This is a genomic window from Rhodopirellula maiorica SM1 (genome assembly GCF_000346295.1).
Classification (GTDB): domain Bacteria; phylum Planctomycetota; class Planctomycetia; order Pirellulales; family Pirellulaceae; genus Novipirellula; species Novipirellula maiorica.
In genome coordinates this window covers 1-11,790 of record NZ_ANOG01000458.1, presented here as the reverse complement: position 1 = coordinate 11,790, position 11,790 = coordinate 1, and the positions used below count along the sequence as shown (strand labels likewise).

The 11,790-nt window shown below is 55.3% G+C and carries 10 protein-coding genes; 5 read left to right on the top strand and 5 right to left on the bottom strand.

Going from position 1 to position 11,790, the window contains the following annotated elements:
• The 4 genes from RMSM_RS39830 to RMSM_RS14440 all read right to left on the bottom strand — a co-directional run.
• The coding region (locus RMSM_RS39830) for a hypothetical protein (protein ID WP_008697360.1) at positions 1–950 on the bottom strand (950 nt) is incomplete at its 3' end.
• Between the two features lie 355 nt (positions 951–1,305).
• Positions 1,306–1,758: an RrF2 family transcriptional regulator gene (locus RMSM_RS36900; protein WP_008697359.1), complete on the bottom strand. Its 453-nt coding sequence runs from the start codon at positions 1,756–1,758 to the stop codon at positions 1,306–1,308.
• A 28-nt stretch (positions 1,759–1,786) separates the two neighbouring features.
• Complete coding sequence (dsrP, locus tag RMSM_RS14445) at positions 1,787–3,061, bottom strand: sulfate reduction electron transfer complex DsrMKJOP subunit DsrP (RefSeq protein WP_008697358.1); 1,275 nt, start codon at positions 3,059–3,061, stop codon at positions 1,787–1,789.
• 77 nt (positions 3,062–3,138) lie between these two features.
• Positions 3,139–4,068, bottom strand: coding sequence for a 4Fe-4S dicluster domain-containing protein (locus tag RMSM_RS14440; RefSeq protein ID WP_008697355.1), 930 nt, complete (start codon positions 4,066–4,068; stop codon positions 3,139–3,141).
• A gap of 1,325 nt (positions 4,069–5,393) precedes the next feature.
• Between RMSM_RS14440 and RMSM_RS14430 the strand changes: the two genes are divergently transcribed.
• Genes RMSM_RS14430 through RMSM_RS14410 form a run of 5 tightly spaced genes read left to right on the top strand, consistent with a single transcriptional unit; the run spans position 5,394 to position 10,003 of the window.
• A complete protein-coding gene (locus RMSM_RS14430) occupies positions 5,394–5,696 on the top strand; it encodes a hypothetical protein (protein ID WP_144057649.1) in 303 nt (100 codons plus the stop codon).
• 15 nt (positions 5,697–5,711) lie between these two features.
• A complete protein-coding gene (locus tag RMSM_RS14425) occupies positions 5,712–8,135 on the top strand; it encodes a molybdopterin-dependent oxidoreductase (RefSeq protein ID WP_008697349.1) in 2,424 nt (807 codons plus the stop codon).
• On the top strand, positions 8,132–8,959 hold the full coding sequence (locus RMSM_RS14420; protein WP_008697348.1) for a diheme cytochrome C precursor: 828 nt from the start codon (positions 8,132–8,134) through the stop codon (positions 8,957–8,959). The genes RMSM_RS14425 and RMSM_RS14420 overlap by 4 nt, the downstream gene beginning before the upstream one ends.
• Positions 8,960–8,964: 5 nt before the next feature.
• On the top strand, positions 8,965–9,699 hold the full coding sequence (locus RMSM_RS36890) for a 4Fe-4S dicluster domain-containing protein (protein WP_008697346.1): 735 nt from the start codon (positions 8,965–8,967) through the stop codon (positions 9,697–9,699).
• Complete coding sequence (locus RMSM_RS14410; protein ID WP_008697344.1) at positions 9,692–10,003, top strand: hypothetical protein; 312 nt, start codon at positions 9,692–9,694, stop codon at positions 10,001–10,003. The genes RMSM_RS36890 and RMSM_RS14410 overlap by 8 nt, the downstream gene beginning before the upstream one ends.
• Before the next feature lie 138 nt (positions 10,004–10,141).
• Here RMSM_RS14410 and RMSM_RS14405 read toward each other — a convergent pair whose 3' ends face one another.
• Positions 10,142–11,626 carry a trypsin-like peptidase domain-containing protein gene (locus RMSM_RS14405; protein WP_144057648.1) on the bottom strand — a complete coding sequence of 495 codons (1,485 nt, stop codon included), beginning with the start codon at positions 11,624–11,626 and terminating at the stop codon, positions 10,142–10,144.
• Between the last annotated feature and the right edge of the window lie 164 nt (positions 11,627–11,790).

Below are 11,790 nucleotides of genomic sequence, written 5' to 3'. Positions count from 1 at the left end.
TCCGCTACTTCAACTTCAGCCACTTCAACTTCAGCCACTTCAACTTCAGCCACTTCAACTTCAGCCACTTCAACTTCAGCCACTTCAACTTCAGCCACTTCGACTTCAGCTTCTGGCAGCGCGTCGGACTTCAAATCGTCCGCCACCGATTCGTTTGAGGCGGGCTCGGATGAGAGGATTTCATCTACCGCAGAACCGATCGATGCTTCGCTCTTGGGAGGGGGGGTCGCCATGACATAGCTGCTACTGAGCAAGTCATCGGCTTGGTGACCGGGAGCGTCAACATCGATCGGTTCTTCGACAGCGAGTGATTCCAAATCGCTGCGATCCTCATCGGCAGTCGCGAGATCGTCAGCACCGTGATCCTCAGGGGTGTTCACCCTCGGTGCTGGCAACGTTCCTTCATAAGAAGAAACCTCATCCGCTTCTGCCTCGTTATCGCTAGACGCCACGGCGTCATGCGTGCTGCTACTCTTTTCCGCCATCTGCTGAAGCCGCGAGATTTCCTCGAGCGAGCTTTGAGCATAGGGGGCGACCATCGCAAACGGTTCGATCATTTGTTGGATCGACACTCGACTGCGACGACTGACGCTTTCCGCAACGGCAAACAATGCATCCAGGACCGCACTCGACTCAGGTGCGTTCGCCTGATTCTTCTCGTCTGCCTCGATCGCTTGACAAGCTTCGGTCACATCCGAAATTTCCTTAATTTCTTTTACTTGTTGCGAAGTTGCGGAAAGCGCCGCTACTGCCAGCGGACCCGAATCATGAGTCCCCCATCCGCACCACTGATCAAATCCATTCACCGTCGAATCAAGCGGCGCGACATCCGTCTTGGGATCAAAGTTGACGTCCACTGCATGGCTGGCACTCGAGCCTGCGACAGTGATACCGGCAATGAAACACGACAATAGGAAGCGGCGAACACGCTGAGTTAAACAAATTTTCATGGATAAATCCTCCTGATAAAATTCTGCATACCTCGCAATGTCTCCGACAAGGGACACGGCCGGGACTCAAACTAAGAGCCAGCGAGGTACACAGAGTGCGTCGCTAGCGAGGGCGACTCTATGCGGATGGGTCTGGCGGGAAATAAAATTCCGAAGACGATGGGGCTCACAATAAGCCAGTGGGAATCAAACCAGAGGTTGATAATCTTGCGGAACACTAAGCGTATCGGCGACTTTTCAGGATACGGTTACCTTAGCGGCCACGAAAACGATAACGATCCCCTGCGACTGTTCCGGTCGTAACGGCTGGGAAGAGCCAGGACCATGTGGCGGATTTCCGCACAAGTTTTCGAGGCTACGATGATCGGTGCAATCGCCAACTCGAGTTGCCTTTGTCCTTGCGATAGGCTTTGCGAAACGCATCAAACGTGGTGTTGTGAAGCACCGCATCGGTGGCCTTGCGAACATCCGCTAGGCGGTCGTGCAGCGGGCACTTTTCACCGACACCACAAATGCCGCCACCAAACGGACAATGGTTCGACTGCTCGTCACGTTCAAACAAACAGTAGACGTCATACAGTTTGACTTCGCGCGGATGGACGGCAAAGGTGAACCCGCCGCCCGGCCCCCGCATTCCCTCGATCAGTCCCGCCTGCGCTAGCGTCGACAGAATCTTGCCTAGAAAAGGACGCTGCAAACCTCGATTCTCAGCGATCTCGGTCGCGGAAAGTCGCGTCTGACCACCATCATAAACCTCCGCCAGCCGGCTCAGCGCCGCGATCGCGGTTTCGGTCGCTTTTCCGTACATGAGATCCACTCGATGATAAGGGGGACACCTAAATCGATCGAGCTTCGTGCGATACCGCTTCCGCTTCGACTCCTGAATGACTTAGCCGCCCCGTAAACACGTTCGCGATTAATCTTAACATCACCGTCAAAATCAACAATCCGAAGGCCCAAATCCCCGCAGTCACTTTCCACTCCACCAAACTAGGGGTGTATTCGACAATCTCGTGCAATGTCGAGGGAATGAAACCAGGAATGATTAACCCCATTCCTTTTTCAATCCAGATCCCGACGATGACGAGCAAACACGCAATGATTTGCACCGAACCTCGCCCTAGCGCGGCGCGACTGAAAAACAACGCGGTGCCAAGCAAATTCATCGCGATCGCGGTCCAAATCCACGCGAATAGACCGTGATGACCATGCAAGCCAAAAAACAAATACTCAGCCGACACCCCATGCGCCCCTCCGGTGTAAAACAGCGTAAACATTTCGCTTGCCAGCATCACCAAGTTAATCACCATGGACACCCGGATGATTTGGATCAACGTGTTCACAGGACCGGGCGATGCCGCATATCCGCTGGTGATTCGCAGCACTCGCATCACCAAAATAATGAACGCTGGGCCGCTGACAAAAGCCGACGCGAGAAATCGAGGTGCCAAGAGTGCGGTGTTCCAAAATGGACGCCCCCCTAAACCGCAATACAAAAATGCGGTAACCGTATGTATGCTGATCGCCCACACGATCGACAAAAACACAAACGGGATGTACCAAGTCGGGTTTGGTTTGCGGCCCAAATACCGCATATAAAGTAGATAGCCCACGATATGCAGGTTGATCACCAAGTAACCGTTCAAAACGATCACATCCCATGTCAACATCGATACTGGCCAATTGAATCGGCCGATTCCTGGGATCAAATGCCAAAATCGATCGGGACGCCCCAAGTCCACCAGTACGTTGAGCGTACACATCACAATTGCGGCAACCGCAACCGCCTCGCCGACGATCACCACTTTGTGCATCTCTTCGTCGTCATACAAATAGGCGGGAATCACCATCATCACTCCGCCCGCAGCCAACCCCACACAGAATGTAAAGTTGGCGATATACAATCCCCAACTGACGTGGTCCGTCATGTTAGTGGCGATCATGCCAGCGGCGACTTGGTTTGCCCAAGCGTTCGCACCGACCAACGCCACCGCGGTTAACGCCGTCATCCAGGCATAAAACCCGAGCGAGCCATCGGTCGCCAATGAGATCGAACGCCGCAGAAATGCGGGATAACTCATGATCGCGGAAGGTTGATTGGTCGTGCTCATTACCTATATCGTCAATCGCGGAGGGCCGGATGGCTTTCGTGTTTCCATGCGTGATCGCAATGAAGCAGCTAAAGAACTTACTTGTCAAAAAAATAGAAGAAGGCTGGCTTCGTCCCTAACTCTTCTTTCAGTACATACACGCGTTTGTTTTCCAGCAGCCAGCGAATGTTGGATTTTGGATCCAAGATGTTGCCAAACACTCTGGCGCCGGTCGGACAGGCTTCCAAACAAGCCGGCAGACGGCCGCGTCGAGTTCGGTGCAAGCAATAGGTACACTTTTCGACGACGCCTTGCGGCCGAATACGATTGCTGAGGTAACTTTGATCAGGATTCACTTCCTCGGCCGGCACCTCGGGTTTCTTCCAATTGAAACGACGGGCGTGGTACGGACAGGCAGCCTCGCAATAACGACAACCGATACACCAGTTGTAATCGACGACAACGATCCCGTCCTCTTCTTTCCACGTTGCCTGAACCGGGCACACATCCACACAAGGCGGTTCGTCACATTGTTGGCATTGGACCGGCAGATAGAACTTGCCGTCGTCGGGCACGGTATGCGTGTATGTCGTATTGCCTTGCTCCATATCCATCGTGCCCTTGGGCATCTCGAGGACACGGATATAGGACTGGTTGGTCGAGCGGTCGTGATTGTTTTCTTTGTGACACGCTTCGACACACTTGCCGTTACCGTTACAAACACTCAAGTTGATCGCGTAGACGAACTTGGTGCCGGGCACAGGGCGATCGTCACCAATCGTCACGTCCGCACCATACTCTTCTTTTGTCTCTTCCTCTAACCGCGCGATCACCTTGCGTTTGTCTTCATCGCTCAGCTCTTGGTAGTGCTGCTGCATGAATTCCGCAGCCGATGTTTCTTTGGCAGCATGACGAAGCGGTGAGATCGCACCGACAAACGCAGCCGCCCCCAGCGTGGCAAAGCCGCCTTTGACCGCAGTCCGACGAGTCACAATTGGCAACGACTTCTTTAATTGCGATTCACTCATCCAAACCACCTCAGACTAGAAAATCCGCCCCCAATCATCACAAACGCTTCTGAGCTGTGACGCGTAACCAGCCGGGGCTCATCGGTTTCCTGGTTCCCCTGCTCTGCCCAGGAACCCTGTGCCTTGGAACCCGCGACCTTGCAGACTCCGTCTACTGAAACGAGGCAATGGAGGCAGAGCCTCGGGTGCAGGGCGTTCCCCGGCAGAGCCCGGGAACGAGTATTTTCAGAGCAAACAGGCCTGAAGCTTTTCTGCAATAACGGCGGATTTGCTGCAAAACACTGGTCCAGCGGCGTGGAACCGCCAACGAAACGCACCCCATCACTTCCCAGTCCCCTCGGCGGCAGTCTCCTTGGCGACCGGCTTCCGATCGGACTCTCCGCAGCACCATCTGTCTTCCCGTGATCCTTATCCGCCGGCGGACTCAAAAAACGGTCTCGCGGTTTGAACGTCGGCTGCATCTTAGGGAACGCAGGCACGTGCGGATCATGACAATCGATGCAATTGTTTCGCGTCTGCGGCCCGCGCGTTAGATCCCAATAGCCATTCATCCCACCGTGGACCCCGTGTTGATAATCACGCCACTGGGGACCGTGACACTGTGCACACAATGTCATCACATCGACATAATCCACCTTCGTGCTATCCGCCAACCGTAGCGTATCCGTATCCTCGGGATTGTGACACGAATAACAGGTCGTCGATCCGTGCGAGAACGCCATGCCTTGATGAAATTGATCCAAATCGCCAGGCGTACGATTGGCAAAGTTCGGCTCACGAACGCTGTGACAGGTCGAACAAGCCACTGTACCCGAGCGGCCTTGCGGATCCACCACTCCCGAATCAATCCGCGGCGGACCATCGGGACGCCGGATCGTGGCGACGAACAAACCAGGAGAACTTTCGGAAGCATCAGCGTTTGCACCTGTGCTCTTTGGCACACCTGCCGAAATGTGTGCGGTGGCGTCACTTGATTGAGTTGCAAGTGTTTGCGGGGATGCCGCTGTATTTAACGACGCCGCTTCTCGGACGTTCCTATCTGCAACCCACAAGGCGACTGCGAGCCAAGCGGAGAGCAAGACAAACACTGCGAATCGATAGAATTTCGCTTGAAACACGCAGTCCTCTCATTGCTTGCAAGAACGAGCCTGCAACGACAGGTTGATGATGAACGCTGCCGTCAACGATTAGGATCTTATCACTTCCCAAAGCCTATTCAAGACAAGTTGGTCGTTTGTTGTTGTTTATTTTGGACAAATTGGTATTTTATTTACAGACGCGTCGAAGCATCTCTTGTCAGATCCAAAACTCAAGTGATCGTTGCCATGCCCATCAGTGGACTTGTTGTCACTCTTTCGGACAGCGAACCCGAACGTGCCGATGCATTAAAATCGTTGCGTGATGACCCGCGAATTGAGTTGGGCATAAATGAACCCGAGCAACAGCATGCACTGCGAATTCCGATCGTGGTCGACACCCATTCCAACCACGAAGACAAACAGGTTTGGAAGTGGCTAAACGAATTGCCGGGAGTCGTCTTTGTGGATGTGGCGTTGGTCGGTTTCGAAAATGAATCACTCGACAACGACACCGCAGCAACCGAATCACCCTCCATTGGCAGCCAATAACTTCAGGACGAAACGATGGACAACACTCGCCGGGCATTCATGAAACAGGCAGCCATGGCTGCAGCGACTGCCGCCGCCGCTCGATCAGGCAGTGCGTTTGCGTTACCGGTGGTCGACCCCACGGATAACGACGCTTCATCGACAATCCACTGGAACAAGGCTCCCTGTCGTTTCTGTGGCACGGGATGTCACGTCCAAGTCGGTGTGGAAGAGGGACGCGTGGTCGCGGTGGCTGGCGATAAACACGCTGATGTGAACAAGGGACTGCTGTGCGTCAAAGGCTATCACGTCGGCGGCATTCTGTACGGCAAAGACCGTTTGACAAAACCGCTGCTGCGTGATGGCGATTCGTACAAAGAGATCGCCTGGGACGAAGCGATTGATATTGTTGCCAAACGGATCATGAAATCGCCCAATACGTTTGCCTTTTATGGGTCCGGCCAATGGACGATTCCGGAAGGCTACGCGGCACAAAAATTCATGAAAGGTGGATTGTCGAACAACCACATCGACCCCAACGCTCGGCTCTGTATGGCGTCGGCGGTAACCGGATTCTTGGCGACCTATGGCGTCGATGAACCGGCCGGATGTTACGCCGACCTGGACGAGTGTGATGTGTTGATCACGTGGGGCAACAACCCTGCTGAGATGCACCCCGTGCTTTTCTCGCGAGTGATCGATCGTCGCTCGCAGGGCGAAAAGGTACGATTGATCGATATCGGCACTCGCCGTACCCGAACGACCGACGCGGCAAACGACTTTCTATTGATGAAGCCGCACGGCGACGTCGCGATCGCACTGGGGATCATGCATCTGTTGATCGAAAACGGAACCTATGACAAAAAATTCGTCGAGAACTTTGTCAATTTCCGTGCCCCCGAACCGGAAAACCCGACGCTGCAAGGCGAAGCGATCTCGTTCGACGAATACAAGAAGCGGATCGCAAAGTACACGCCCGAACATGTTTCCGAACTATCTGGATTGTCGGTCGAGCAAATACGCATGCTCGGCGAACTGTTCGGCGACCCCAAACTGAAAATCACGAGTCTGTGGTGCATGGGGATGAACCAGCACACGATGGGCACTGCGATCAACAGCTTGGTGCATGGCGTCCATTTCTTGAGTGGACATTTTGGCAAACCCGGCGATTCGCCTACCAGTTTGACCGGCCAACCTTCGGCCTGCGGGACCGTTCGCGAAGTCGGCACGCTGTCGCACGCGTTGCCAGGCGGACGGGTGGTTGCCAAGGAAGAACACCGTGCCCAGGCCGAAGAGATTTGGAACATGCCGTCCGGTCGTATCAATGCGACAGCGGGTCATCACACGGTAAAAATGTTTGACCAGTTTACCAAACCGACCGACGAAGGAGGCGACATCGATACGCTGTTCGTCCAGGTCACCAACCCTGGTCAAACGTTGCCCAATTTGAACTTGCTGTTCAACGACAAGGCCAACCTAAAGGACAAATTCCTGATCGTTTCGGATGTCTATCCCACGGCGACTACCCAACTTGCCGATTTGATTTTGCCTGCCGCAATGTGGGTGGAAAAAAATGGCATGGTCGGCAACTCGGAACGCCGAACTCAGCAATGGTTCAAGATGGTCGATCCGCCTGGCGAAGCTCGCGATGATTGTTGGCAAACGATCGCGATCGCTCACCGCTTGTTCGAACTTGGGCACGAAGGCATGAAGGATAAAGACGGCAAATTTATCTTTGCGGTTTATGACGACGATGGCGAAGAGGTTCCGGTATGGCAGTGGAAACACTACTACGACGTCAATGTCGATAAGGCGTTGTTCGAAGAGTACCGCAAGTTCACCGTGATGAAACACAAGAACTTGGCACCGTATGAAGAGTACGTGAAGGCTCGCGGGCTGCGTTGGCCGGTTGTCCAGCAAGCCGACGGATCGTGGCGTGAAACGATGTTCCGCTTCGCCGGTTTTGATGATCCGTTTGTTGCCGAAGGAAAAGAGATCGATTTTTATCACTCGGTTACTGGCGACGGTCGCGGCCAAGTTTGGTTCCACGATTATCAACCGCCACCGGAAGTTCCCGACGACGAATACCCGCTGTGGCTTTGCACCGGTCGTGTCCTAGAACATTGGCACTCAGGCAGCATGACGCGGCGTGTTTCGCAATTAAACCGGGCGATGCCGACGGCCTATATCGAAGTTCACCCAGAGGATGCATCGGCGCTGAATATCCGCCAAGGCGAAGTGGTCACGGTCGAATCTCGTCGTGGCACTTGCGATTTGCCCGTTTGGATCAACGGTCGCGGACAACCACCCAAAGGATCGATTTTCGTTCCGTTCTTTGACGAGACCAAATTGATTAACAACGTCACGCTCGAGGCTCACGACCCGTTCTCGAAACAGCCCGACTACAAGAAATGTGCGGTGCGAATTCGCAAACAGGACGCTGAGGTCGCGAAAAAATGAACAGCGAAACAAACTCGAAAAGCATAGCGGCTCGCGGCTCGATCGCCTTCCTCGTTGGTGTCATCGGCATCGCCTTCGTCGGCTATTTTGTCGGTATCAACGACGGGGTTCCGCAAGAGGACTTTGATCAAGCCACTCCGTGGTTATCGTCACAAGTCGCCGGAGCCAACTCGTCGACGGAATCACCGTCCACGTCCACGCTTGCCGCAGTCACGTATGCAGAGATGCGTCGCAGCGAGACGGGTCCGACGAGCAATTGGAAGCCGAAGCTGGACCAAATCCCCCAGCCTCAATACGATTTGTTCGCAGAGATCAAACCAAGTGAAGAGGACAAGTTGCAGTCAACGTTGACCCGTGCATCACGCCGCGCCTTCAACGGAGCACCACCGATCATCCCGCACGCGGTCGAAGGCACAAACGACGCGGCTTGTTATGCGTGTCACGGCGAAGGTAAACGGATCGAGAATCGTGTCGCCAACCGGATGTCGCATGGATTCTTGGCGAATTGTGTTCAGTGCCACGCTCCGCCGCCACCGAAACCGTTCAGCGACGTCGATGCCGAGGTGCAAACCACCTTTGTTGGACTGCCTGCACCGCTGAAAGGCGAACGCGCTTACCCTGGTGCTCCACCGACAATCCCGCATTCGACCTGGATGCGAGACCAATGCTTGGCGTGTCATGGTGGCAACGTTGGCTGGGCAGGACTCGAATCGACGCACCCTTGGCGTACCAATTGCCTGCAATGCCATGCACCGTCGGCAACTCTGGACCAAGCGATCGTGCCCGCTCAAATCGGCTTCCTACCGGAACCCAATGTAAAGTAAACGTGATGCCAGATCCGCAACCGCCACGCGATGGACTCTCTCGCCGCGACCTGCTACACGGCCGCTTGTTTGGGCATCGCGAGTCTGAACCGACCGCCGAATCGCCGGCAACAACTCCGCCGCCTGAGCGAGGTCATCCGCCGCTGGTGATGCGTTATCCAAGGACGACTCGCGAAGTCGGCGCTGCGGATGCGGAACCCGCAGAGTCGGTCCAACCCAACGCGCCGCGTCGCCGCACGATCCCCGTCCTGCGTCCTCCCGGAGCAATCGACGAAGCAAGTTTTTTGAACGAATGCACGCGATGCAATCGCTGTATCGAAGTCTGTCCGCACGACGCGATCGTCCATGCACCGCCACGAATGCGTGAAGCAGCCGGCACTCCGATGATCGATCCCGACCAACAACCGTGCATGATGTGTGACGACTTCCCATGCATCACCGCTTGCGAACCCAACGTGTTGACCACGCATGTGCGTCCGATGATGGGAACCGCGATTGTCACCGAGCACCTGTGTCTGGCACATCATGGAACCACTTGTACGGTTTGCAGCGAACGGTGCCCTGTTGACGGCGCCATCGAAGTAAGCGAGGGCAAACCCAAGGTCAAGGAATCCGCGTGCACCGGTTGCGGTGTCTGCCGCTATGTGTGTCCTGCGCCCGAAAACGCGATCCTACTGATGCCCGCGTTCATTCGCCCCACTCCTAAATCCAAACGTCGAGTTCCACCTCTCGATGACTGAACCCTACGATACGCCTGACCAAGACGCGGCCCCCGAAATACTCGAAGCCCACTGGGAGCTCGAACAAGTGTTTCAGTTGTTTGATGATCTTAGTCAAGGTGCCAACGTCCAACACGTGCAAGTGCGAACAGCATCCGGCGGCCGGGCGCAAGACCAATCGGTCACGCTTTTGGAAGCCAAAGAATTGCTGAAGAACGGCGACGCTCGTGCGATTCAAATTCGCTATACCTTTGAGGCCCAAGATTGGTGCGACACGTTGATGGTCAAGTCCGACGAAGTCCACATCATCCGCACTCGTGTGTAGCACCGCAGGATAAAACCAAGGCCCCCGCCTAGGCCCCCAATCCCCCGCAGGCTCCCGACTGCCGAGAGTCAAAAAAACAGGAGGCAGGAGCCTCCGAAGCAGTGCGTTACCAGGCAGGAGCCTGGGAACGAGTGATTGTTACGGGGCAACCTTGCTGCGATAGAACACCGTATCGGGCAGCGGCGTCATCTCAGCGTCACCGTGTTGCCAACGCACGTTTAGCGTTCGTCGGCCGCGGCCTTGGAAATAGTCGAGCCGAAACGGCACGAGGCCTTCATCTAAGCGAACCACACACGACTCCTCAACCGCCGGATGACCACCATCGTTAACGATCAAGTCGCGTCCTCCGATTGTCAACCGGCTGCCATCATCCGAGGCGAGATTAAACGTATAGACTCCGCTCGCTGGAACTTTCAAAAACCCGTCAAACCGAATCGCAAAGTATTCGTCGCGCGGTTTGACCGCATCCAGTTCCAACCCCGTCGCAAAACTTGTTTTCGGATCGAGATCACGAAAGGCCATTTCCAGTGTGTTGTTGAAAGTCCGCGGATCAAGCCGGTACGCGGTACAGACCACCCCCGGTTCGGTCGCTTCGGCCGTTTCGTCATCGACGGCTGCAACCGAGACCGCTTCGGCCAGTGTCAAAGTCGCCTCAATTCGTCGGTCGCCGCGCAACACTTCGACCTGGATCGTTTCGCCCGCCTTCCTTCCCACCAGTGTAAGTGGCCACTGATAGGCATGCGTTGTCATCTTTCCGTCGACTTTCACCACTTGATCGCCGAGTTGCAGCTTTGCATCGGCAGCAGGACCGACGTCGTCAATTGAGATTAGTGTCGGTGGATCGACGAGGGGATCGACGTCACAACCTGGCGTGATGCCATCACGAGCGTCGATCGCCAGAACACGCGGGATCAGTTCACGAATGCGGTCCGCTCCCATTGCCAATCCAAGAGACTCGGCGTTGGAATGCAACCGTAGCGCCATCCCAATTTGAGCTCCTTCGGCATTCACCAGCGGTCCGCCCGAGTTGCCTCGAAACAGCGGCGCGGATGTCTGCACCATGCCGGACGTATAGACATCGCTCTGCAGCGAATAGCGATTCAGTCCACTGAGAATCCCTTCACTGACGCTCAATCCCACCCCATGCGGATTGCCGATCGCAACGATCGGTTCGCCGAGCATCAAATCATGGCTGCGACCGACCGGCAACGTCGGAATCGGTTCGCTTGCGAGGATACGGATGATGGCTAGGTCATAGGCCTCGAGTTCAGCGATCGGCATGAAACGAAATTGCTTGCCATCGCTGTCTTGGACGATTCCCGCTGCGGCCCCGGTGACGACATGCGCCGCCGTCAATGCATACCCCGCCGCATCGATCGTACTGGCGGACCCCGTCCGGCCTTGTTGTCGGCCCGAATCGTCCTTTCCCAAAAAGGCAAACACCGACGTCACGGCCGGAACAGCCTTTTGCAGCATGCGAACCTGCGGCGTCCATCGCGGACTCTCCGGTGAAACCGCGTTCTCGCGAGAAGTTGCCCTAGGCTCATCTGCGGGTAGTAAACGGAGCGATGAGCTGAGCATCATCAACACGAGCATGAAAGACAGTGGAAACAGTCGGAACAAAGCAGATTCTCCGAGATTGGTAATGCAACCGCAGCAAAAGTAGGAATGATACAAGATTCTCACGTGTCCGACTGCAAGCTTCAGGTGTCACATGGATGGCGAAACTAACTTTAAACTGTCCGCCCCCCAAACGTCCTGAGCTGCGTATGCGGCAGCGAACCACG

Excerpts from the sequence above, each read along its gene's own strand:
- RMSM_RS14410 (WP_008697344.1), top strand. The coding sequence starts at position 9,692 with ATGACTGAACCCTACGATACGCCTGACCAAGACGCGGCCCCCGAAATA.
- dsrP (WP_008697358.1), bottom strand. The coding sequence starts at position 3,061 with ATGAGCACGACCAATCAACCTTCCGCGATCATGAGTTATCCCGCATTT.
- RMSM_RS36890 (WP_008697346.1), top strand. The coding sequence starts at position 8,965 with ATGCCAGATCCGCAACCGCCACGCGATGGACTCTCTCGCCGCGACCTG.
- RMSM_RS14420 (WP_008697348.1), top strand. The coding sequence starts at position 8,132 with ATGAACAGCGAAACAAACTCGAAAAGCATAGCGGCTCGCGGCTCGATC.
- RMSM_RS14440 (WP_008697355.1), bottom strand. The coding sequence starts at position 4,068 with ATGAGTGAATCGCAATTAAAGAAGTCGTTGCCAATTGTGACTCGTCGG.
- RMSM_RS14430 (WP_144057649.1), top strand. The coding sequence starts at position 5,394 with ATGCCCATCAGTGGACTTGTTGTCACTCTTTCGGACAGCGAACCCGAA.
- RMSM_RS14425 (WP_008697349.1), top strand. The coding sequence starts at position 5,712 with ATGGACAACACTCGCCGGGCATTCATGAAACAGGCAGCCATGGCTGCA.
- RMSM_RS36900 (WP_008697359.1), bottom strand. The coding sequence starts at position 1,758 with ATGTACGGAAAAGCGACCGAAACCGCGATCGCGGCGCTGAGCCGGCTG.